Here is a 19,945-nt window from a genome sequence, read left to right on the forward strand (position 1 = left end):
TACTAATGGCTGTCGTAGAAAAAACGGTGCCTGGTGTTCATAACGCACCGGCCAATGCCCTGCCACCTGTCGTGGCCCTGCTGGGTAATCCCAACTGCGGCAAGACCGCGCTGTTCAACCGCCTGACCGGCGCACGCCAGAAAGTGGCCAACTACGCCGGCGTGACCATCGAACGCAAGGAAGGTGCCTTCAATTCGCAGGCCGGCCACACGTACCGCGTGCTCGACCTGCCGGGCGCCTACAGCCTCACCGCCCACACCCCGGACGAAGCGATCACGCGCGACGTGGTGGCCGGCCTGCGCCGGGGCGACGCCGCGCCGGACGTGCTGGTGTGCGTGGTCAACGCCACCAACCTGCGCCTGAACCTGCGCCTGGTGCTCGAGGTGCAGCGCCTGGGCCTGCCCATGCTGCTGGCGCTGAACATGGTCGACGTGGCCAAAAAACGCGGCGTCGTCATCGACACCGCGCGCCTGTCGCAGGAGCTGGGCATGCCGGTGGTGGAAACCGTGGCTGTGCAGCCGGGCGGCGAAAAGGCGCTGGTCGCCGCGCTCGATACCATGCTGCCGCTGCCGCAGGTCGTCACCAAGCCGCTGTCGGCCATCGACGCGGTGTCGGTGGAAGAGACCCAGCGCGAAGTGCGCCGCATCATCGCCGCCGCTGTCAGCGGCGACGACGAAGCATCGTCCACGTCCGAAAAAATCGACAGCGTGGTGCTGCACCCGGTGGTCGGCCCGATCATCCTGGCCGTACTGATGTTCTTCGTGTTCCAGGCCGTGTTCAGCTGGGCCGCCACGCCGATGGACATGATCACCGGCGCCTTCGAGCACCTGGGTGCGGTATTGGGCGAGTATGTGCCGGAAGGCCACCTGCGCAGCCTGCTGGTCGATGGCATCATCGGCGGCGTGGGCGGCGTGTTGGTATTCCTGCCGCAGATCCTGATCCTGTTCTTCTTCATCCTCATGCTCGAGGACTGCGGCTACCTGCCGCGCGCCGCCTTCCTGCTCGACCGCCTGATGGGCGGCGTGGGCCTGTCGGGCCGCGCCTTCATCCCGCTGCTGTCGAGCTTTGCCTGCGCGATTCCCGGCGTGATGGCCGCGCGCACGATTCAAAACCGGCGCGACCGTTTTGTCACCATCATGATCGCGCCGTTGATGACGTGTTCCGCGCGCCTGCCCGTGTATGCGCTGGTAATCGCCGCCTTCATCCCGAGCCGCGAAGTGCTTGGCATCATGAACCTGCAAGGCCTGGTGCTGTTCATCCTGTACGTGGCCGGCATCGTCTCGGCCATGCTGGTGGCGTACGTGATGAAGCGCACCATGGGCGGCAAGGGCAAGCACCCGTTGATGATGGAACTGCCGGCCTACCACTGGCCGCACCTGCGCAACCTGGCGCTGGGCCTGTGGGAGCGCGCCAAGATTTTCGTCACCCGCGTCGGTACCATTATCCTCAGTCTCACCATCATCCTGTGGGCACTGAGTTCGTTCCCGGACGCGCCGGAAGGCGCCACCCAGCCGGCCATCTACTACAGCGTGGCGGGCATCATCGGTCGCGGCCTCGAATACATCTTCGCGCCAATTGGCTTCAACTGGCAAATCTGCATCGCGCTGGTGCCCGGCATGGCCGCGCGCGAAGTGGCAGTGGGCGCCCTGGGCACCGTGTATGCGATGTCGCAGACCGGCGACGAGCTGGCCAATTCGCTGGCGCCGGTGCTGGCCGCCAGCTGGGGCTTGCCAACGGCGCTGTCGCTGCTGGCGTGGTTCGTGTTTGCGCCGCAGTGCCTGGCCACCCTGAGTACGGTCCGCCGTGAAACCAACAGCGTCAAAGCTGCGTGGTTCATGGCCGGTTATCTGTTTGCGCTGGCGTACGTGGCGGCATTCCTCACGTTCCGCATCTCGACGGCAATCATCGGAGGCTGATATGTGGCAGAACCTTATCGTGGCGGTGATCGTGGCGGCAGCCTTGCTGCACTTCAGTACCAGGTATCTCCCGGCCGCCTGGCGCCGGCAGATCGTGTACTTCCTGGCGCGCCGTGGCGTCAACCAGGACCAGGCCGCCAAATTCTTCAAGACCACGCCCGACTGCGGCAGCGGCTGCGGCTCGTGCGGCTCGTGCGGCACCGATGACAAGGCTGCACCGGTGGCCGGTTCCGCCGGCGATACGTCGCAGCCGCTCAAGCGCGTGATTCCGCTGCACGTGCAGCGCTGATCTGCGCTCGCTCAGAGCCGATCAGTCTTCAAGCTTCGTACCGTCTGCCACGTGGGGCCAAAGGCGCCCCACGCCACCGACAGGCCGGCCACCTGTTCCAGTTGTTCGATAAACTGCGCCGCGCTGGCGATGGGCTGCGCCGCCAGCCTTGGCGCAGCCTGCTGCAAGAGCGCCGTCAGATCTGCCTGGTGTTCCAGGTCGCCCCTGGCGCCCTGATGCAGGCCGATGACTGCATCCTGAGCATTGCGCTGGCATAGCTGCGCTTTGTCCGCCCCATGCGCCACCTCGTATCCCTCGCACCAGCGCAGTTGCGGCGCCCGGTCGAACGCATCGAGATGGCTGACCAGCAAGCCATCGAGCCGGCCGATCGCTGCCAGCGCATAGCGCAGCAGCACCAGGTCGGGATGGCCGCGCCGAAAAATTCCCTGCCAGCCGCCCGCCGCATTGTGCGGCTCCGGCAGCAGGTCCAGGCGCGGGTCGTGGCTGGGAAACGGGCCGTTGCCGTGGCGCGTCAGGTAACTGCGCATCGCGCCCAGGTGGGTAATGCGGCCGTGCTGGCCGGCGTCAACGGCCACCGCTTCGACTGCCGACGTATGGATGGTGCTCCAGGTGGTGTACGGGTGGAAGCCGCGCCACTCGTCGAGCAGAACGCCTTGCGCACCTTCGAACAGCACGGTGCCGGGCAGGTGCAGCCGGGCCGCCACGTCTGCATGCGGCGCGGGCGGCGCATGCCGCGCTAGTCGCTGCACCTGCTCCAGCCAGCGGCGCGCCAGCGCGCCATCGCGCAGCACTGCCTGCTCCTCGTGCCAGCCGGTGCGCACGTCGTCCGGGGCGCCGTCGTGGGACACTGCTGCAAGCAGGGTGGTGCGGAGCGCTTCCAGTTTGTCGAGCGCGCGGACGGGCGTGAGCAGATCAGCATAGCGCAGCGTGAGTTCGGGATGCGCCAGGTCGTGGCGGACGGTTTCGCCCACGCCCACGCCGCAACTGCCATGAGCGGCGGCGCCGCGCGCCAGCTCGCGCATGCGCCCGGCCGCCTGGTGAAACGGCGTGGTGAGGCGGCAGCGGGCATCGATGACCAGCCGTTGCAGGGCATCGGTGACGCCGGCGCGCTGCAGGTAGCTGCTCTCGACCAGCAGCGCGGTGGGGTGGACGATGACCGGAAAGGCCAGCAGCGTGTGCACGCCCGGATGGAAGCTGCCTGCGCCGAACTGGGAAAACGTGTGGTGGCGGCCATCGGGCAGCACCACGTTGTGCGCCGCCTGGGCGCCGCCATTGAAGCGCACCACGGTGTGGGCCTGCATGGCGCGGCACAGCGCATCGATGAACAGGCCCTTGCCGCAGTCGCCAAAACCCAGTCCCTGGACCGACACCAGCCGGGTTGCCATCGCGCTCAACCGAACAGGCGGCGCCACCAGCTGCTGCCGCCGACTGCCGCGCCGCCCATGCCGTGGGCAGCGGCGTCCGGATCACCGAGTGCGGCGTAAGGGCGGACTGCGCGGATGATGGCGGAAATCCGGTCGCCGGCAATGCCGTTGGCGGCCAGCGTGGGCGCCAGGGCATCGATGCCGGCGACCGATTTTTCGGTGAGCGCCACCAGCGAGGCGGCCACCGCGCAGGCATCTTCCGGCGCCTCCGTGCAGATCACGCGGTCCCCTAGCAGATCGCGCCAGCGCCGTTCGCAGTTCTTGCGGCGCTGGAGGTCCGGCACCAGGAAAAAGATGTGGAAGGTTTCGGCCGCTGCCGCGATCACTTCCGCGATCGGAATATCTTCATCGAGCTTGTCGCCGATGAGCGTATCGATCTGGTGGCGAGACACGGCCGGGTACGGATGCTCGTCGCCGGTCAGGAACAGATAGCCCTTCTTGCGGCGCCTGGTCCAGCAATCCATTTCCATGTGCTGCGCCGCCACGTAGAACGCCAGCTCGTAGCTTTCTTCGCCGGTGCCACCGCCGCCGCCTTCGAGATAGCTCCAGGTCAGCCATTGGTCCATCAGCTGCGCGGTCGATTCGAACTGGCCCACTTGCAGCGCGGCGTCGTCGGACGTGGCGTCGCCAATTGCCATGAACAGCAGTTGCGGGTCGCGTACGCCGCACGCGGTAAGCAAGGCCATGAAGGTGGGCAGCTCGCGGGTGGCCAGGCTGTTGGGAATCGCACCCATCGACCCGGTGACGTCCAGCGCGAACACAATGCCGAGCGAGTGCGGGTGGTCGGCGCTGTCGCGCGCCTCGCGCACGCCCATGCCGTGCGGATTCATCAGCGGGTGGCACTGGCGCTGGGTAAATACTTCGCGGTGCGCGTCGTTGGCGCGGTCGGCGATGATGGCGGCGTGGGCCGCCTGCGAATAATTTCCGTGTCCCATGGAAGCTCCTTGTCAGCGAGGGGTGGGGGTAAAGTGGAGAAACCGCGGCGGGCCAAACGCGGCCACGGCGGCGGTCTTGAGCGCCTGGTCGATGCCGGCGGCGCCGTGCCGCGCGCACCAGTGGGCGTCTTCGCTGGCGCGGCGCAGCAGCGTGGCCAGCGGCGCCGGTACGGCGGCGGCAATCGGCGGCTCATTGCCATCGTCGCCGCTACCGTCAAGCAGGCTGCGGATCGACCACGCAGCCTGCATCAGGTCGCGCGCTGCCGTGGCTTTGACGCTTAGCCGCTGTGCGCCTGCCCAGCCGATGATCAGGATGCCGTGATCGGCGGGATGGACCAGCAGGTGTTCCGGGGCCAGGCGGCCATGCGCCCAGCCAGCGGCGTGCACATAGCCCAGCACTTCGAGCATGCGGCGCCACATCCACACGGCGTGGCGCGGGTCGATGCCGCCCGGGTAATGGCGCCGCACGTCGGCCAGGCTGCCCCAGTATCCGACCGGGTGGCGCAGCACCAGCGCCTGCGCGCCCGCTGCCACGTTGCCGGTGGCTGCGCCTTGCGCGACCAGTTGCGGCAGGCGCTGTGAAAAATACGCGGCGCCGGGAATGGCCGCAGCTTGCAGCTGGTGCAGGATCGCTGCTTCGTGTTGCAAGGCGTGCGGTGACTGCGACAGTTTGATCACGACCCGCTCCGGGCCGGCGCCGATACGCTGTGCCAGCAGCACGCTGGCGCTGGACGTCAGGGGAGTGATGATGCGGTAGCGCTGGCCGGCGCAGACGATGTGGCTGGCAGCGTTGTCGTCCGCCAGCGAACGCTCGTACGCGGCGCGGAAATCGGCCGCCAGGATGGTGCGGACCTGGGGCGAGACGATGGCCGAACAGTACAGGCATTGCACGGTGCGCCAGCGCGCCGAGGACGGCAACGAGGCGCCGCACTGCGGGCAATTGAGGGAGACAAAGATCATGCGACAACCCGGTACTGGATCACTGGTCGATCATACCTTGTTTTATCGGAAAGGGTTGCTCGTTTGCCAATCATCGGCCCGGAGCGCTGCATATTCTCCCGATCGGCCAGCAGTGCAATCGTGCCAGAAATGCTAAGCTAGGCATATCGCGGCACGGCCGTTCTTTTTTGGAATCCACATGATCGTCGTTCACCACCTCAATAATTCGCGCTCGCAGCGCGTGCTCTGGCTGCTGGAAGAACTGGGACTGGACTACGAGATCGTGCGCTACCAGCGCGACGCCAAGACCATGCTGGCACCGCCCGAACTGCGGGCCATCCACCCGCTGGGCAAGTCGCCGGTGATTGTCGACAACGGCGTGGTGGTGGCCGAATCGGGCGCCATCGTCGAGTACCTGGTCGATACCTACGGCAACGGCCGCCTGGTGCCGCCTGCCGGCACCGAGGATCGCCGCCGCTGGACCTATTTCCTCCACTACGCCGAAGGCTCGGCCATGGCGCCGCTGTTGATGAAGCTGGTGTTTGATCGCGTGGAAACCAGCCCGGCGCCGTTTTTTGTGAAGCCGATCACGCGCGGCATCGCCCGCAAGGTCAAGGGCACGTATATCGAACCGCAAATCGCTTCTCACCTCGACTACCTCGAAGCCGAACTGGCCAGGTCGCCATGGTTTGCCGGCGCCGAATTCACCGCCGCCGACATCCAGATGAGCTTCCCGCTGGAAGCAGCCGCCGCCCGCGCCGGCCTCGACAGCAGTCGCCCCCGGTTGATGAGCTTTCTCGAGCGCATTCATGCGCGTCCTGCCTATAAGCGGGCGATTGAGCGTGGTGGAGAGTATGCGTTGCTGAAGTAACTCGGGGTGTTATTACCAGATGGTGCGCACGTGAGGGTAGGCGCGGATTTTCTGATCGATTGTGACCAGTGGAATATTCATCGTCAGCGCGGTGGCGACGATGATGCGGTCGGCGGGATCTTTGTGAAACTGGCCTGGCAGTTCAACTGAGGCCACGGCGATGTGGTTGTCCACGGGAATGAAACGAACCCGTCGAAGCTTTTGGATCGCCTTAATCCAGTTGTGCAATTCGGTCGATAAATGGATTCTTCCGTGCGCGTTCAGTAGCGCAATTTCCCAGCACGATAGCGACGAAATCGTGACCCGGCTGAGCCGCTGGGCATTTTCAATCGCCGCTTTGGCGGCGAGAGAAAGCTTGGGGCTGCCTTCAAACCACCAAATCAACGCGTGAGTATCGAGCAGTATCATCGGAAGGGCGCATAGCCGTCAGCTTCAATCGGCGACACGATGTTGCCTTCGGCCAATACGCTGCCGCGCATTTTTTCGTTTGGCACCGAGCGGAAGGGACGGATATCGAGTATCGGCTTGCCGTTTTCGGTAATGAAATAGATGTCGCTGGACGCCGCGATTTTTTTAAGCGCCTTCTGCGGGTCTGCCAGAAACTCTTCCAAAGCAATGGTGGGCCACATGATCGCCTCCGTAGGATAGGTTGATGTTACGCTATCTGTCACCGATTTCAAGCAAGCGCTACCGCACCCCGCTCGGTTAAAATGGCGGCTTCACCAAGTAGCCCGGACCACGTTTAACATGGGTAGACTCCTTGCCATCGACGGCCTCAATATCGTGCGCCGTGTCTATGAAGCCAGCCCCGAACCTGACAGCCCCGAGAAGGCCGAGATCGCGCTGCGCCACGCGTTTTCTTCGCTGCGCAACCTGATCAACGACCACCAGCCCACCCACGTGCTGCCCGCGTTCGACTTCGGCGGACGCACCTGGCGCCACGACCTGTTTGCCGGCTACCGCGCGGGCCGGGCGCCGATGCCCGAGCCGCTGCGCGCGGCGCTGCCGGCGTTTTACGACAAGCTGCGCGGCATCGGCATGCACGTGGTGTGCGTACCCGAGGTGGAGGCCGACGACGTGATCGGCACCGTGGTGCTGCGCTGGCTGGCCGACAGCCGCGGCGACGCCACCGTCGCCAGCACCGACAAGGACCTGCACGGCCTGATCGCACACGGCGCCCGCGTGTGGGACCATTTCAAGGGCGAGTGGCACGACCACGCCTGGGTCGAGCGCAAGTGGGGCGTGCCGCCCGAGCAATTGCCCGATCTGCTGGCGCTGATGGGCGATGTCACCGATTCGATTCCCGGCGTGTCGAAGGTGGGCGTGAAAACCGCTGCCCGCCTGTTGCGTACTTACGGCACCCTGGACGCCATCATGGCCGGCGCCGGCATCCTTAAAGATTCTCTGGGTGAAACTTTACGAAAAGAACGTGAAATGCTGTATCTTTCTCGACAGTTGGTGGCGCTGAAAACCGACGTAACGGTCGGCGTCACCTGGAATATGCTGGCCTGGGAGCAGTTTTAAGATGTTAAAAGCGATAATTATCGATTCGAGCGCGGTCGCGCGCGGCCTGCTCAATACGGTGTTGCAGGATGGCGGTTACGACGTGGCGGGGCAGGCCCACACGTGCGCGGCCGGCGTGGCCTTGATGATCAAGCACAATCCGCACATCGTGTGCATCGCGCTGGAACAGGTGGAAAACGATCTCGACGGCATGCGCGAGATCAAGGCCAAGTGGCCCAAGGCGCTGGTATTCATGGTCTCGAGCCAGCTCGACGCGGCCACCATCCAGTCCGCCCACGCGATGGGCGTCAACGGCTTCATCGTCAAGCCGTTCAAGGCCGACACGGTCCTCAATACCATACGCAACGTGGTGATCGCGATGGTCAAGCGCCAGCGCGCCGCGATGGCAGCCCTGGCGCCCAAGCCGGAAGAAGACAGCGCCGCTACCGAATAACCAGAGGACGCTTTAAGTGGTGGAGCTGTCGATGATGCCGCCCCCGAGGCAAACATCGCCGTCATACAGCACGGCCGACTGCCCCGGCGTGACCGCCCACTGGGCTTCCATGAACCGCAACGCAAAGTCCGAGTCGCCCTCGGGCGCGACTTCGCACGCCACGTCGGCCTGGCGATAGCGGGTCTTGGCAGACAGCGCGCGCGGGGAGGGCACCTCGCCGGCAATCCAGCTGGCCTGGTCGGCGCGCAGCGTGGACGACAGCAGCCACGGATGGTCGTGGCCCTGCACGATGTACAGCGTGTTCTCGGCCACGTCCTTGCGCGCCACGTACCAGGCGTCGCTGCTGCCGTCGGGATTCTTGTACGCCTTCATGCCGCCCACGCCGATGCCCTTGCGCTGGCCCAGCGTGTAGAACGACAGGCCCACGTGTTCGCCCACCACCTTGCCGTCCGGGGTTTTCATCGGGCCCGGTTTGTACGACAGGTAGCGGTTCAGAAATTCGCGGAACGGGCGCTCGCCGATAAAACAGATACCGGTCGAATCCTTCTTGGCGGCGTTGGGCAGGGCCAGCTTTTCGGCGATCTGGCGCACTTCGGTTTTCGGGATTTCGCCAAGCGGGAACAGGGTGCGCGACAGCTGCGACTGGTTCAGACGATGCAGGAAGTAGCTCTGGTCCTTGGTGTGATCGACGGCTTTCAATAACTCGAACTTCTCGCCGTTCTGGCGCACGCGCGCATAGTGGCCGGTGGCGATCAGGTCCGCGCCGAGGTGCATGGCGTGATCGAGAAAAGCCTTGAACTTGATTTCGGCGTTGCACAGCACATCGGGATTCGGCGTGCGGCCGGCCTGGTATTCGCGCAGGAAGTCGGCGAACACGCGGTCCTTGTATTCGGCGGCGAAGTTGACCGCTTCGATGTCCACGCCGATCACGTCGGCCACGCTGGCCGCGTCGATCCAGTCCTGGCGCGTGGAGCAGTATTCGGAATCGTCGTCGTCTTCCCAGTTCTTCATGAACAGGCCCACCACGTCGTAGCCCTGCTCCTTGAGCATCCACGCCGCGACCGAGGAATCGACCCCGCCCGACATACCGATCACGACTTTTTTCTTGCTCATTACATCAATCCTTGTCTATCCAATAGCGGTACTCACGGCTTCTTTGTACACGGAAGCGTGGGTCTGTATCAATTCAAGCGGTGCGCGGATGCCGGCCAGGTATTCGTCCACGCATTGCAGTACCGTGGGGCTGCGGTGACGGTCGGCGCAGGCGGCCAGTTCGTCGCGCGTGAGCCACATGGTGCGCAGAATGCCTTCGTCGAGCGGGCGGTCGTGCTGCGCGCCCGGCACGCCGCAGAAGGTAAAGCGCAGGTACGTTACTTCCTCGCCGGTGCGGTTGGAGGTGTAGCGCGACATATACATGCCCACCAGCGCGGTGGGTGTGAAGTCGTACGCGGTTTCCTCCAGCGTCTCGCGGATCACGGCCTGTTCCAGCGATTCGTAGGGGTCGAGATGGCCGGCAGGCTGGTTGATGCGGATGCCGTCGCTGGTCTCTTCTTCGATCAGCAGGAACTTGCCGTCTTTTTCGACGATGGCGGCAACAGTAACAGAGGGTTTCCAGATACGCGGCATGAGTCATCCTTGAAAAGAGCCGACATTTTAGCCTGTTCCGCCGATTTGGTTTGAAACCACTGTCGTTAAAAACAGCATTTGCTTTGAACTTACGCAACGTTTCATGTGATAAACAACGCCAGATAACGACTTTTGCGCAAAAAACCGTGTTAGATTGGCTAGTCAGTTTATTAATCATTGGGGGCACCATGAGAATAGGCATACCGGCCGAGACCAGGCCGGGGGAGACCCGGGTGGCAGCAACCCCTGAAACCATCAAGAAGTTATCTGCGAAACATCAACTGATCGTGCAGGCGGGTGCCGGTCTGGCCGCCTCCATCACCGACGACGCCTACGCGGCGGCTGGCGCGCAAATCGCTGGCGCGGCCGAGGCCTTCGGCGCCGACGTGGTGCTCAAGGTACGCGCGCCCAGCGAGGAAGAGCGCGCGCTGATCAAGCCCGGCACGGTCGTCATCGGCATGCTCAACCCTTTTGACGCGGCCAACAATGCCGCCATGGCGTCCGCCGGCCTGCGCGCGCTGGCACTGGAAGCCGTGCCGCGCATCACGCGCGCGCAGTCGATGGACGTGCTGTCGTCGCAGGCGAACATCGCCGGCTACAAGGCGGTGATGATCGCGGCCAATACATACCAGCGCTTCATGCCCATGCTGATGACGGCCGCCGGCACGGTCAAGGCGGCGCGCGTGTTGATCATGGGCGTGGGCGTGGCCGGCCTGCAGGCGATTGCCACGGCCAAGCGCCTGGGCGCCGTGATCGAGGCGTCCGATGTGCGTCCGCCGGTGAAAGAGCAGGTGGAGTCGCTCGGCGCCAAGTTCATCGACGTGCCCTTTCTCACCGACGAGGAGCGCGAAATCGCCAAGGGCGTGGGCGGCTACGCGCGGTCAATGCCGCCCGACTGGATGGCGCGCCAGTCCGCATTGGTGCATGAACGCGCCAAGCTGGCCGACATCATCATCACCACCGCGCTGATCCCCGGTCGCCCGGCGCCGGTACTCATTTCCGAAGACACGGTCAAGGCGATGAAGCCCGGTTCCGTGATCGTCGATCTGGCGGTATCCCAGGGCGGCAACTGCCCGCTGTCGGAGCTGAACAAAACCGTGATCAAACACGGCGTGCACATCGTCGGCGAACCCGACCTGGCCACGCTGGTGGCGGCCGATGCCTCGGCGCTGTACGCGCGCAATGTGCTCGACTTCCTCAAGCTGATCATCGACAAGGACGATCAACTGGTCATCGACCGCGAGGACGAGATCATCAAGGCCACGCTGCTGTGCGCGGACGGCCAGCTGCTCAGAACATAACAAAGGGGACACGCCATGGAAGTGAGCCACACCATCATCAACCTGATTATCTTCGTGCTGGCCATCTATGTCGGCTACCACGTGGTCTGGACCGTGACCCCGGCGCTGCATACGCCGCTCATGGCGGTGACCAACGCCGTCTCGGCGATCATCATCGTCGGCGCCATGCTGGCCGCGGCGCTCACCGAAGGCATCGTGGGCCAGGTGGCCGGCACGGTGGCGGTGGCGCTGGCCGCTGTCAATGTGTTCGGCGGCTTCCTGGTCACGCAGCGCATGCTCGAGATGTTCCGCAAAAAAGAGCCGAAGGTGAAGAAGGGAGACCAGCCATGAGCTTCATCACCATGAACCTGGTGACGATGCTGTACCTGGTCGCCTCGGTGTGCTTCATCCAGGCGCTGAAAGGGCTGTCGTCGCCGGCCACGGCGCGTTCCGGTAATGCCTTCGGCATGGCCGGCATGGCCATCGCCTTTATTACCACCATCGCCCTGATACTCAAGCTGCGCGAGGAAGCCATGCAAGCCGGCCTCAATGGCGGCATGGGGCTGGCGCTGGTGGCCGTTGGCGTGGTGGTGGGCGGCGCGATTGGCGCCATCCTGGCGAAAAAAGTCGAGATGACCAAGATGCCGGAACTGGTGGCGGCAATGCACTCGCTGATCGGTCTCGCTGCCGTGTGCATCGCGGTTGCTGCCGTGTCGGAGCCGCACGCGTTCGGGATCGCCGCCGTGGGCGAGGCGCTGCCATTCGGTAACCGCATCGAACTGTTCATCGGCACCTTCGTGGGCGCCATCACGTTCTCGGGATCGGTGATCGCGTTCGGCAAGCTGTCGGGCAAATACAAATTCCGGCTGTTCCAGGGCGCGCCGGTCAGCTTCGCCGGCCAGCATGTGCTCAACCTGGTGCTGGCGCTGATCATGGTGGGCCTGGGCCTGGCATTCTGCTTGGCCGACGGCGTGGCGCCCGCGTGGACGCCGTTCCTGGTCATGACCGCGATCGCTTTCGTACTCGGCGTGTTGATCATCATCCCGATCGGCGGCGCCGACATGCCGGTGGTGGTGTCGATGCTGAACTCGTACTCCGGCTGGGCGGCGGCCGGTATCGGCTTCTCGCTCAACAATGCCATGCTGATCATCGCCGGCTCGCTGGTGGGTTCCTCGGGCGCGATCCTGTCGTACATCATGTGCAAGGCGATGAACCGCTCGTTCTTCAACGTCATCCTGGGCGGCTTTGGCGGTGCGCCAGCGGACGCCGGCGCCGGCGGCGCCAAGGAGCAGCGGCCTGTCAAATCCGGCTCGGCCGACGACGCGGCCTTCATCATGGCCAATGCCGAGAGCGTGATCATCGTGCCGGGCTACGGCCTGGCCGTCGCGCGCGCCCAGCACTCGTTGAAGGAACTGGTGGAAAAACTGACGCACAAGGGCGTGACCGTGAAGTATGCGATCCACCCGGTGGCCGGACGCATGCCGGGCCACATGAACGTGCTGCTGGCCGAAGCCGAGGTGCCGTACGACCAGGTATTCGAGATGGAGGACATCAACGGCGAATTCGGCCAGGCCGACGTCGCGCTGATCCTGGGCGCCAACGACGTGGTCAATCCGGCGGCCAAGGACCCGGGTTCGCCGATTGCCGGCATGCCGATCCTGGAAGCCTATAAAGCCAAGAGCATCATCGTCAACAAGCGGTCGATGGCGTCGGGGTACGCGGGGCTCGACAACGAGTTGTTTTACCAGCCTAATACCATGATGGTGTTTGGCGACGCCAAGAAGGTCATCGAGGATATGGTGAAGGCGGTCGAGTAAAGCCTAGCGCCGGCCGTACATCATCAATTCCGCCAGAACGCTGCGCGCCGGTCCCACCACGTCGATTGCCGCCAGCGACAGCCCCAGCAGTGCCTGCGCCGGCGAGTTGTTGGCAAATACGCGCGCCATGGTGTCGGTCAGGCGCACGGTGGTGCTGCGGTCTTGCTGGCGTGCGGCGGTGAACTGCGCCAGCATCTGCGGCGTGGCGCCTTGCGCCAGCAGGCGCGCCAGCACCGTCACGTCGCGCAGGCCCAGGTTCAGGCCCTGGCCCGCCACCGGGTGCAGCGTCTGCGCGGCATTGCCGATGGCGACCGTGCGGGCCGTGGTCCTTGCATCGGCATTCAGGCCGAGCGGGAAACCGAGGCGCGGCGAGGCGTACGTAAAACGTCCCACGCGGTCGCCGAATGCTTCGCCCAGTTGCGCCAGAAACGCCTGGTCGTCCAGTGCCAGCAATTGTTCGGCGCGGGCCGGCCGCACGCACCATACCAGCGAATACTCCCCCAGCCGGGCACCCGAATGCGCACCCACCTGCGCACTCAAATGAGCACCCAACTGCGGCTCGCCCTGCGGCAGCAGCGCCAGCGGGCCTTCGTCGGTGAAGCGTTCGTAGGCGCGGTGCGCGGTGGCGCGGCTGCTGCGCACCTGGGCGATGATCGCGGTCTGGCCGTAGTCGCGGCGCTGGGCGCGGTCCTGCTGTTCGTTGAACAGGCCGCCCTCGGCCTGCACCACCACGCCCGCGTGAAGCGAGCGCGCCGCGCCCGTCGCCAGGTCGGTAATGGTGAGCACCACCTCGTTATCGAGTTCGTCGAGCGCATCGACCCGCGCCGGGCGCTGGGTGGCGATGCCGGCCGCATCCACCACGGCGCCCAGCGCCTTGACGATGTCGCCGTAGCGGGTGACATAGCCGAGCGCCGGCACGCCTTGCTCGGTGCTGGTGATCATGCTGCGGCCGAACTGGCCGCGCCGCGAGACGTGGATTTCGTTGATTGCCGTGCCGGCGACGGGCCAGGCGCCTATGTCTTCCAGAATCTGGCGGCTGCCCCACGACAGCGCCAGCGAGCGCGGATCGGCGCTGGCCTGGGCCAGGGTCTTGGCGTCGATCAGGGCGATGCGGTGGGCAGGGATGCCGCGCTTGGCCAGCAGGGCGGCCAGCGCCATGCCGGCCGGGCCGGCGCCGCAAATGGCCACATCGCAGGACAGGGTAACGGGCGGGGTATCGTGGTCGGTCATGGCATCAGCTTTTCGATGTCGGCCACCGATTTGGGCGCGGCTGCGCTCAATACCGTGTGGCCGGTGGCGGTGACCAGCACATCGTCTTCGATGCGGATCCCCGTGTTCCAGAATTGTTCGGGCACACCGGCAGCAGGGCGCACGTAGATGCCCGGTTCCACCGTCAGCACCATGCCCGCCTGAAGCGCGCGCGAAGGTTGGTCGGCGGCGCCCAGGTCGCGGTAGGCCCCCACGTCGTGCACGTCCAGGCCCAGCCAGTGGCCGGTGCCGTGCATGTAGAACTGCAGGTGGCGCTTGTCGGCAATCACGTCGGCGGCGCTGCCGCAGGTGTTTTTATCGAGCAGGCCCAGGTCCAGCATGCCCTGCGCCAGCACATTCAATGCTGCCGCATGGATGCCGGCGTACGGGCGGCCCGGCGCCACGGCGTCCAGGGCGGCGCTTTGCGCGGCCAGCACCAGTTCGTACAGCTGGCGCTGGGACGCGGCAAAGCGGCCATTGACGGGCCAGGTACGGGTAATGTCCGAGGCATAGCCATCGAGCTCGCAGCCGGCGTCGATCAGTACCAGGTCGCCGTCGCGGGCCAGGGCGTTGTTGGCGCTGTAGTGCAGCACGCAGGCGTTGGCGCCGGCGGCCACGATCGGCGGATACGCCTGGCCCTGGGCGCCATGGCGGCGGAACTCGTACAGCAGTTCCGCTTCGATTTCATACTCGTGCATGCCCGCGCGCGCGTGTTGCATGGCCCGCACGTGGGCCAGCGCCGAGATGGTGGCGGCGCGCTGCATGATGGCTTGTTCGCTGTCGTCTTTCAGCAGGCGCATGTCGGCCAGCAGCGGCAGCAAGTCAACCGGCGCGGCCGCCGCACCAGCGCGCAGCTGTGCCAGTACGCCGTCGAGGTCCTCGATCGGGTATGCCTCGGCGAAACCGAAGGCGGCACGCGCGGCTTCCGGTCCATAACGAAAGCCATCCCAGATCTCGCGGTCAGGATTTTTTGCGCGGCAGAACAGCAGACTTCGGGCTGGCGCATCGCCGTGCGCGGCGACGAGCACCAGCGCGCTTTCCGGCTCCGTAAAACCGGTCAGGTAATAGAAATGGCTGTCGTGGCGGTAAGGGTAGTGGCTGTCGCCGTTGCGTACCACCTCGGGCGCCGTGTGCAGCACCGCCACCGCGCCCGGTGGCAGTTGCGCCAGCAGGCGCGTGCGCCTACTGGCGCAAGCTGCACGGACTTGATCGCCTGCGCCAGTGGAGGATGCAATCTGCCGACCGGCGCAAGCTGCGCGGACTTGATCGCCTGCGCCAGTGGAGGATGCAATCTGCCGATCGGCGCAAGCTGCGCCGACTTGAGCGCCCGCGCCGTCATCAGCGCCGCAGTCCGTGCGACGAGCAGCTGCCCCCCTGGTCACTGCGCAGCCCTGGGCCCCGGCGCCAGCGCGGCGCGCGGTGCGTTGAGCAACTCGAGCTGCTGCACCGTGCCCACGTTGTGCCACTCGCCCTCGTACACTTCGCCACCGACGAGTTTTTTGTCGATGAAGGCGCGCAGCAGCGGGCCCAGCTTGGCGTGGTCGCCCGGCGTGATGGCGTCGAACATTTCGGGCCGGTACACACCGATATTGCCGAACGTGAATTTCGGCGTACCGTCGTTGTTCAGCGTGTACATCGACAAGCCGAAGTCGCCTTCCGGGTGGAAGTCGGGATTCGGCACCAGGTACAGCCAGCAGATGTCGCGCTGGTCGGCCGGGTACGGGTTGCCCCACATGTCTTCGTCGTGCAGCACGTCCTTGACCTGCTCGAAGTCGAAATGCGGGCAGTAGATGTCGCCCGAGATCGCCACGAACGGCTCGTCGCCGAGCAGGTGGCGGGCGTTGGCGATGCCGCCGGCCGTCTCCAGCGCGGTGTCTTCGCGCGAGTACAGCAGTTTGGCGCCGTACTTGCTGCCGTCGCCGAGCGTCGCTTCGATCTGGTCGCCCAGGTGGGCATGGTTGATCACGATCTCGGTGATGCCGGCGCGCACCAGGCCGAGAATGTGCCAGACGATCAGCGGGCGGCCGCGCACCTTCAGTAGCGGCTTGGGGCAGGTGTCCGTTAACGGACGCATGCGCTCGCCGCGTCCGGCGGCAAAGATCATCGCCTTCATGGTCCCGGCCTCAGAACGTGTAGCCGACTTGCGGCTGCACGTCTTCAAGCAGGTCGAGCAGGCGCACCAGCGGTTTCAGGTCGCGGTAGCGGCCGGCCGTCTTGCGCACGTAGTCCATCACCGTGGGCAGGTCGGCCAGGTACTGGTCCTTGCCGTCGCGGTAGTGCAGGCGGCAGAAGATGCCGAGGATTTTCAGGTGGCGCTGCAAGCCCATGTACTCGAAGTCCTGGTAGAAACTGTCGATGTCCTTGTTGACCGGCAGGCCCAGCGACTTGGCGTGCTGCCAGTAGCGGATGGCCCAGTCCAGCACCAGTTCTTCGTCCCATTGCACGTAGGCGTCGCGCAGCAGCGAGACGACGTCGTAGGTGATCGGGCCGTACAGTGCATCCTGGAAGTCCAGCACGCCGGGGTTGCCGGCATCGATCTGCATCAGGTTGCGCGAATGGAAGTCGCGGTGCACATACACCTGCTGCTGGGCCGTGACGTTGGCCAGTATGGCGTCGAACACGGCTTTCAGCTCGGCCTGTTGTTTGTCGTTGAGCGTGGCCTTCAGGTGGCGGCCCAGGTACCACTCGGTGAAGATGCCCAGCTCGCGTTCCATGAAGGCGCGGTCGTACTCGGGCAGCACGTCCGGTTCGCTGGTGAGCTGGAACTTGACCAGCGCTTCCAGTGCGTCGGCGTACATGGCCGAGGCGTTGTCGTGGTCGAGCACCTGCAAATACGTGGTGTTGCCGAGGTCGGACATCAGCATGAAGCCGCGTTCGTAATCGGTGGCCACGATGCGCGGCACGGAAACGCCGGCATGAATGAGCATTTCGTCAACTTTGACGAAGCCCAGCACGTTTTCGCGCTCGGGCGGGGCGTCCATCACGATCAGGGTGGCGCCCAGGCTGGCCTGGTGTTCCGGCAAAACGTTGACACGGAAATAACGGCGGAAGCTGGCGTCGCTCGACGCGGGGCGTGCCGAGGCGGTATCGACGACGTTAAGAGTGGCCAGCCAGGCGGTCAGCGCCTCCAGGCGAACATCTGGCGTTAAATTCTGTAATAAAGACATGAAGCGAGCGGTTGAAACCGGCGTTGAGGATAGATTCCCATATAATAAGGGATTATTTTCAAATCGCCCGGTGTTTCCACCCTTCTTTTCATGAGTTGCATGCGCTGGCTTCTGCCCCCCACACCCTCGCACCGCTGGGCCACTGCCCTGACTGCCATCGTCACTGCTTCGGCAGTGCCCAGTTACGCCCAGACCCAGGTCCTGGTACCAGCCCAGGCTCCCGTGCCGGGCAAGCAGCGCGCACCCCGGATGGAGGACGTCAACGCGCCCACCGTCGTCAAGGCCGAGGAAATCAATGGCCGCCCCGAGCGTGAACTGAACCTGGTGCGCGACGCCGAGATCGTCAAGGACCAGACCAGGGTGCAATCGGACTCGGCCTGCTTCCGCCAGGTGGAGAATGAAGTCGAAGCCGATGGCAACGTCAAAATCTGGCGCTTCGGCGACTATTTCACCGGCGACCAGCTCAAGCTGAACATGGACAGCGGCAAGGGCTATATGCTCAACCCGACCTACAAGATGGAAGCAAACAATGCGCAGGGCAAGGCCGAGCGCATCAACTTCATCAACGCGGACGAGGCCCAGGTCATCAACGGCACGTACAGCACCTGCCAGGGTTCCGACCCCGACTGGTACTTGCGCTCGAACACGCTCAACCTCGATTCCGGCCGCGACGTGGGCACCGCCGGCCAGACCGTCATCTATTTCAAGGATGTGCCGATCCTGGGCACGCCGGCGCTGTCGTTCTCGCTGTCGGGCGCGCGCCGCTCGGGCTGGCTGTCGCCCACGCCGGGCTTCGGCTCCAAGGGTGAGGCCGAGCTGCTGGTGCCGTACTACGTCAACATTGCGCCGAACCGCGACCTGACCCTGTATCCGAAAGTGATCCTGCGCCGTGGCCTGCAAATGGGCGCCAAGGGCCGCTACATGGGCGAGACCGATGGTGGCCTGTACGCTGGTGAAACCTATCTGGAATACCTGCCGCACGACAAGAAATACGTGCCGGCGTCGCCAGGCGATTCGACTGACCGCTGGACCGTCAAGTCGGTGCACAAGCAGGCGCTGTCGGAAGACTGGTCGTATGGCTGGAATGTGCGCGCCTCGTCGGATAACAACTATCCCAACGATTTCTCCAAGACGGTGTCGAGCTCGACCGAGCGGCAACTGCTGCGCGAACTGCGCACCGACTACCACGGCGAATTCTGGACATTGACCGCGCGCGTGCAAAAATACCAGGTGCTGCAAGACCCGGAGGCGGCCACCGACAGCTCGCTGTTCGTCTCGCGGCCGTACGATCGCCTGCCGGCGATCAATTTCCACGCCGCGCAGTACGATGTGCTGGGTGGCTTCGACTGGGCGTTCGACAGCGAGCTCACGCGTTTCCACCATCCGACCCTGCTCAACGGCACCCGCCTGGTGGGCATTCCGCAACTGAGCTATCCGATCATCGGACCGAGTTACTTCATCACCCCCAAGGTGATGCTGAACGCGGCCAGCTACCAGCTCGACGGCCAGAGCGGCGGCGGTTCGAAAAACCTGTCGCGCGCGATTCCCACGGTGTCGATCGATTCGGGCCTGGTGTTCGAGCGCGACGCCAACTACCTTGGCAAGGAAATGACCCAGACGCTGGAGCCGCGCCTGTTCTACGTGCGCACGCCGTACCGCGACCAGACCCAGTTCCCCACCTTCGATACCGACGCGGCCACGTTCAACTTCAGCCAGATCTTCAGCGAAAACCGCTTCGTCGGCTCCGACCGTATCGGCGACGCCAACCAGCTGACCGCCGCACTGGTGTCGCGCTTCCTCGACAGTTCGGGCGCCGAGCAGTTGCGCCTGTCGTTCGGCCAGCGCTTCTACTTCGACGACCAGCGCGTGCAGCTCGATTCCTCCACGCCGGTGGTTGATGCCCACTCCGATATCTTGCTGGCCGCCAGCGGCCGCATTTCCGAGCACTGGACCTTCGACAGCGCGGTGCAATACAATCCGAGCGAAAGCCAGGTGTCGTCGCAAAGCTATACGTTCCAGTGGACGCCGGCGCAAAAGAAAGTGCTCAACCTCGGTTACCGCTACCTGCGCAACAGCTTCAAGAATATCGAGCTGTCGAGCCAGTGGCCGCTGTTCAAGCGCTGGTACGGCGTGGGCCGCGTCAGCTACTCGGCCCAGGACAAGAAGATCCTCGAAAGCCTGATCGGCCTCGAGTACAGCCATGATTGCTGGGTGTTCCGGATGGGCGCGCAGCGCTTCGTGACTACCTCGACCAAGGCATCCACGCCGATCTTCTTCCAGCTCGAACTCAACGGCCTGTCGCACCTGGGCGTGGGTAGTCCGCTCGATGCAATGAAGAACAGTATTCCCGGCTACCAACGCCTGAACGAAGGCCGTTAAGCGGCATTAAGCAGATGTAACAAAGCGCCCGCTACCTGGCGCTTTGCGATATTTTCCAGCAAGGCACACGGTGCGCGTTGTTCATGCCGTGTGATTT

Annotated in this window: 20 protein-coding genes; 9 read left to right on the top strand and 11 right to left on the bottom strand. The window is 64.6% G+C overall.

What is annotated here, in order from left to right:
• The first annotated feature begins 5 nt into the window (after nt 1–5).
• Both feoB and SR858_RS00490 read left to right on the top strand, forming a co-directional pair.
• Nucleotides 6–1,916, top strand: a complete 1,911-nt coding sequence (gene feoB / locus SR858_RS00485; RefSeq protein WP_051120374.1) for a ferrous iron transport protein B — start codon at nt 6–8, stop codon at nt 1,914–1,916.
• Between the two features lies 1 nt (nt 1,917).
• A complete protein-coding gene (locus tag SR858_RS00490; RefSeq protein ID WP_019923638.1) occupies nt 1,918–2,205 on the top strand; it encodes a DUF6587 family protein in 288 nt (95 codons plus the stop codon).
• An 11-nt stretch (nt 2,206–2,216) separates the two neighbouring features.
• Here the strand turns inward: SR858_RS00490 and SR858_RS00495 are convergent, their stop codons facing one another.
• From SR858_RS00495 to SR858_RS00505, 3 genes are read right to left on the bottom strand one after another with little or no spacing between them, the layout of a single operon-like run.
• Nucleotides 2,217–3,590, bottom strand: a complete 1,374-nt coding sequence (locus tag SR858_RS00495; protein WP_019923639.1) for an adenylosuccinate synthetase — start codon at nt 3,588–3,590, stop codon at nt 2,217–2,219.
• A 5-nt stretch (nt 3,591–3,595) separates the two neighbouring features.
• Nucleotides 3,596–4,564 (bottom strand): hypothetical protein, encoded by a 969-nt coding sequence (locus SR858_RS00500; RefSeq protein WP_019923640.1) that lies wholly within the window; start codon nt 4,562–4,564, stop codon nt 3,596–3,598.
• Nucleotides 4,565–4,576: 12 nt separating this feature from the next.
• On the bottom strand, nt 4,577–5,524 hold the full coding sequence (locus SR858_RS00505) for a serine/threonine-protein kinase (RefSeq protein WP_019923641.1): 948 nt from the start codon (nt 5,522–5,524) through the stop codon (nt 4,577–4,579).
• 178 nt (nt 5,525–5,702) lie between these two features.
• Between SR858_RS00505 and SR858_RS00510 the strand changes: the two genes are divergently transcribed.
• Nucleotides 5,703–6,374 (top strand): glutathione S-transferase family protein, encoded by a 672-nt coding sequence (locus SR858_RS00510; protein ID WP_019923642.1) that lies wholly within the window; start codon nt 5,703–5,705, stop codon nt 6,372–6,374.
• Between the two features lie 12 nt (nt 6,375–6,386).
• Here SR858_RS00510 and SR858_RS00515 read toward each other — a convergent pair whose 3' ends face one another.
• Entirely contained in the window at nt 6,387–6,782 is a 396-nt protein-coding gene (locus SR858_RS00515; RefSeq protein ID WP_019923643.1) for a type II toxin-antitoxin system VapC family toxin, read from the bottom strand.
• Complete coding sequence (locus SR858_RS00520; RefSeq protein WP_019923644.1) at nt 6,779–7,003, bottom strand: hypothetical protein; 225 nt, start codon at nt 7,001–7,003, stop codon at nt 6,779–6,781. Before SR858_RS00520 ends, SR858_RS00515 begins: the two co-directional genes overlap by 4 nt.
• Nucleotides 7,004–7,121: 118 nt before the next feature.
• Here SR858_RS00520 and SR858_RS00525 point away from each other — a divergent pair, with 118 nt between their 5' ends.
• Together SR858_RS00525 and SR858_RS00530 are read left to right on the top strand one after the other, a co-directional pair.
• Nucleotides 7,122–7,898: a 5'-3' exonuclease gene (locus SR858_RS00525; protein ID WP_019923645.1), complete on the top strand. Its 777-nt coding sequence runs from the start codon at nt 7,122–7,124 to the stop codon at nt 7,896–7,898.
• Nucleotide 7,899: 1 nt separating this feature from the next.
• The gene (locus SR858_RS00530; protein ID WP_019923646.1) at nt 7,900–8,331 is read left to right on the top strand and encodes a response regulator; all 432 of its coding nucleotides are present in this window, start codon (nt 7,900–7,902) and stop codon (nt 8,329–8,331) included.
• A gap of 12 nt (nt 8,332–8,343) precedes the next feature.
• Here SR858_RS00530 and mnmA read toward each other — a convergent pair whose 3' ends face one another.
• Nucleotides 8,344–9,444: a tRNA 2-thiouridine(34) synthase MnmA gene (mnmA, locus tag SR858_RS00535; RefSeq protein ID WP_019923647.1), complete on the bottom strand. Its 1,101-nt coding sequence runs from the start codon at nt 9,442–9,444 to the stop codon at nt 8,344–8,346.
• A 15-nt stretch (nt 9,445–9,459) separates the two neighbouring features.
• Nucleotides 9,460–9,957 carry an NUDIX hydrolase gene (locus SR858_RS00540; protein WP_019923648.1) on the bottom strand — a complete coding sequence of 166 codons (498 nt, stop codon included), beginning with the start codon at nt 9,955–9,957 and terminating at the stop codon, nt 9,460–9,462.
• A 188-nt stretch (nt 9,958–10,145) separates the two neighbouring features.
• Between SR858_RS00540 and SR858_RS00545 the strand changes: the two genes are divergently transcribed.
• From SR858_RS00545 to SR858_RS00555, 3 genes are read left to right on the top strand one after another with little or no spacing between them, the layout of a single operon-like run.
• Nucleotides 10,146–11,258 carry a Re/Si-specific NAD(P)(+) transhydrogenase subunit alpha gene (locus tag SR858_RS00545; RefSeq protein ID WP_026637604.1) on the top strand — a complete coding sequence of 371 codons (1,113 nt, stop codon included), beginning with the start codon at nt 10,146–10,148 and terminating at the stop codon, nt 11,256–11,258.
• 15 nt (nt 11,259–11,273) lie between these two features.
• Nucleotides 11,274–11,588, top strand: a complete 315-nt coding sequence (locus SR858_RS00550) for an NAD(P) transhydrogenase subunit alpha (protein WP_019923650.1) — start codon at nt 11,274–11,276, stop codon at nt 11,586–11,588.
• Entirely contained in the window at nt 11,585–13,054 is a 1,470-nt protein-coding gene (locus SR858_RS00555; protein WP_019923651.1) for an NAD(P)(+) transhydrogenase (Re/Si-specific) subunit beta, read from the top strand. The genes SR858_RS00550 and SR858_RS00555 overlap by 4 nt, the downstream gene beginning before the upstream one ends.
• 3 nt (nt 13,055–13,057) lie before the next feature.
• On the opposite strand, the gene SR858_RS00560 is transcribed toward SR858_RS00555, so the two are convergent.
• From SR858_RS00560 to SR858_RS00575, 4 genes are all read right to left on the bottom strand, one after another.
• Entirely contained in the window at nt 13,058–14,284 is a 1,227-nt protein-coding gene (locus SR858_RS00560; protein ID WP_019923652.1) for an FAD-dependent monooxygenase, read from the bottom strand.
• Nucleotides 14,281–15,537: an aminopeptidase P N-terminal domain-containing protein gene (locus SR858_RS00565; RefSeq protein ID WP_084670125.1), complete on the bottom strand. Its 1,257-nt coding sequence runs from the start codon at nt 15,535–15,537 to the stop codon at nt 14,281–14,283. Before SR858_RS00565 ends, SR858_RS00560 begins: the two co-directional genes overlap by 4 nt.
• Nucleotides 15,538–15,680: 143 nt before the next feature.
• Complete coding sequence (gene murU / locus SR858_RS00570; RefSeq protein ID WP_019923654.1) at nt 15,681–16,415, bottom strand: N-acetylmuramate alpha-1-phosphate uridylyltransferase MurU; 735 nt, start codon at nt 16,413–16,415, stop codon at nt 15,681–15,683.
• A 10-nt stretch (nt 16,416–16,425) separates the two neighbouring features.
• Entirely contained in the window at nt 16,426–17,469 is a 1,044-nt protein-coding gene (locus SR858_RS00575; protein WP_026637605.1) for an aminoglycoside phosphotransferase family protein, read from the bottom strand.
• Between the two features lie 99 nt (nt 17,470–17,568).
• Here SR858_RS00575 and SR858_RS00580 point away from each other — a divergent pair, with 99 nt between their 5' ends.
• Entirely contained in the window at nt 17,569–19,848 is a 2,280-nt protein-coding gene (locus SR858_RS00580; RefSeq protein ID WP_026637606.1) for an LPS-assembly protein LptD, read from the top strand.
• The last annotated feature ends 97 nt before the right edge of the window (nt 19,849–19,945 follow it).

Origin of the sequence: Duganella zoogloeoides (assembly GCF_034479515.1) — a bacterium.
In the GTDB taxonomy this organism is placed as follows: domain Bacteria; phylum Pseudomonadota; class Gammaproteobacteria; order Burkholderiales; family Burkholderiaceae_D; genus Rugamonas; species Rugamonas zoogloeoides.

What these genes read in the sequence shown, in the direction of transcription:
- feoB (WP_051120374.1), top strand. Translation starts at nt 6, where the DNA reads ATGGCTGTCGTAGAAAAAACGGTGCCTGGTGTTCATAACGCACCGGCC.
- SR858_RS00490 (WP_019923638.1), top strand. Translation starts at nt 1,918, where the DNA reads ATGTGGCAGAACCTTATCGTGGCGGTGATCGTGGCGGCAGCCTTGCTG.
- SR858_RS00495 (WP_019923639.1), bottom strand. Translation starts at nt 3,590, where the DNA reads ATGGCAACCCGGCTGGTGTCGGTCCAGGGACTGGGTTTTGGCGACTGC.
- SR858_RS00500 (WP_019923640.1), bottom strand. Translation starts at nt 4,564, where the DNA reads ATGGGACACGGAAATTATTCGCAGGCGGCCCACGCCGCCATCATCGCC.
- SR858_RS00505 (WP_019923641.1), bottom strand. Translation starts at nt 5,524, where the DNA reads ATGATCTTTGTCTCCCTCAATTGCCCGCAGTGCGGCGCCTCGTTGCCG.
- SR858_RS00510 (WP_019923642.1), top strand. Translation starts at nt 5,703, where the DNA reads ATGATCGTCGTTCACCACCTCAATAATTCGCGCTCGCAGCGCGTGCTC.
- SR858_RS00515 (WP_019923643.1), bottom strand. Translation starts at nt 6,782, where the DNA reads ATGATACTGCTCGATACTCACGCGTTGATTTGGTGGTTTGAAGGCAGC.
- SR858_RS00520 (WP_019923644.1), bottom strand. Translation starts at nt 7,003, where the DNA reads ATGTGGCCCACCATTGCTTTGGAAGAGTTTCTGGCAGACCCGCAGAAG.
- SR858_RS00525 (WP_019923645.1), top strand. Translation starts at nt 7,122, where the DNA reads ATGGGTAGACTCCTTGCCATCGACGGCCTCAATATCGTGCGCCGTGTC.
- SR858_RS00530 (WP_019923646.1), top strand. Translation starts at nt 7,900, where the DNA reads ATGTTAAAAGCGATAATTATCGATTCGAGCGCGGTCGCGCGCGGCCTG.
- mnmA (WP_019923647.1), bottom strand. Translation starts at nt 9,444, where the DNA reads ATGAGCAAGAAAAAAGTCGTGATCGGTATGTCGGGCGGGGTCGATTCC.
- SR858_RS00540 (WP_019923648.1), bottom strand. Translation starts at nt 9,957, where the DNA reads ATGCCGCGTATCTGGAAACCCTCTGTTACTGTTGCCGCCATCGTCGAA.
- SR858_RS00545 (WP_026637604.1), top strand. Translation starts at nt 10,146, where the DNA reads ATGAGAATAGGCATACCGGCCGAGACCAGGCCGGGGGAGACCCGGGTG.
- SR858_RS00550 (WP_019923650.1), top strand. Translation starts at nt 11,274, where the DNA reads ATGGAAGTGAGCCACACCATCATCAACCTGATTATCTTCGTGCTGGCC.
- SR858_RS00555 (WP_019923651.1), top strand. Translation starts at nt 11,585, where the DNA reads ATGAGCTTCATCACCATGAACCTGGTGACGATGCTGTACCTGGTCGCC.
- SR858_RS00560 (WP_019923652.1), bottom strand. Translation starts at nt 14,284, where the DNA reads ATGACCGACCACGATACCCCGCCCGTTACCCTGTCCTGCGATGTGGCC.
- murU (WP_019923654.1), bottom strand. Translation starts at nt 16,415, where the DNA reads ATGAAGGCGATGATCTTTGCCGCCGGACGCGGCGAGCGCATGCGTCCG.
- SR858_RS00575 (WP_026637605.1), bottom strand. Translation starts at nt 17,469, where the DNA reads ATGTCTTTATTACAGAATTTAACGCCAGATGTTCGCCTGGAGGCGCTG.
- SR858_RS00580 (WP_026637606.1), top strand. Translation starts at nt 17,569, where the DNA reads ATGCGCTGGCTTCTGCCCCCCACACCCTCGCACCGCTGGGCCACTGCC.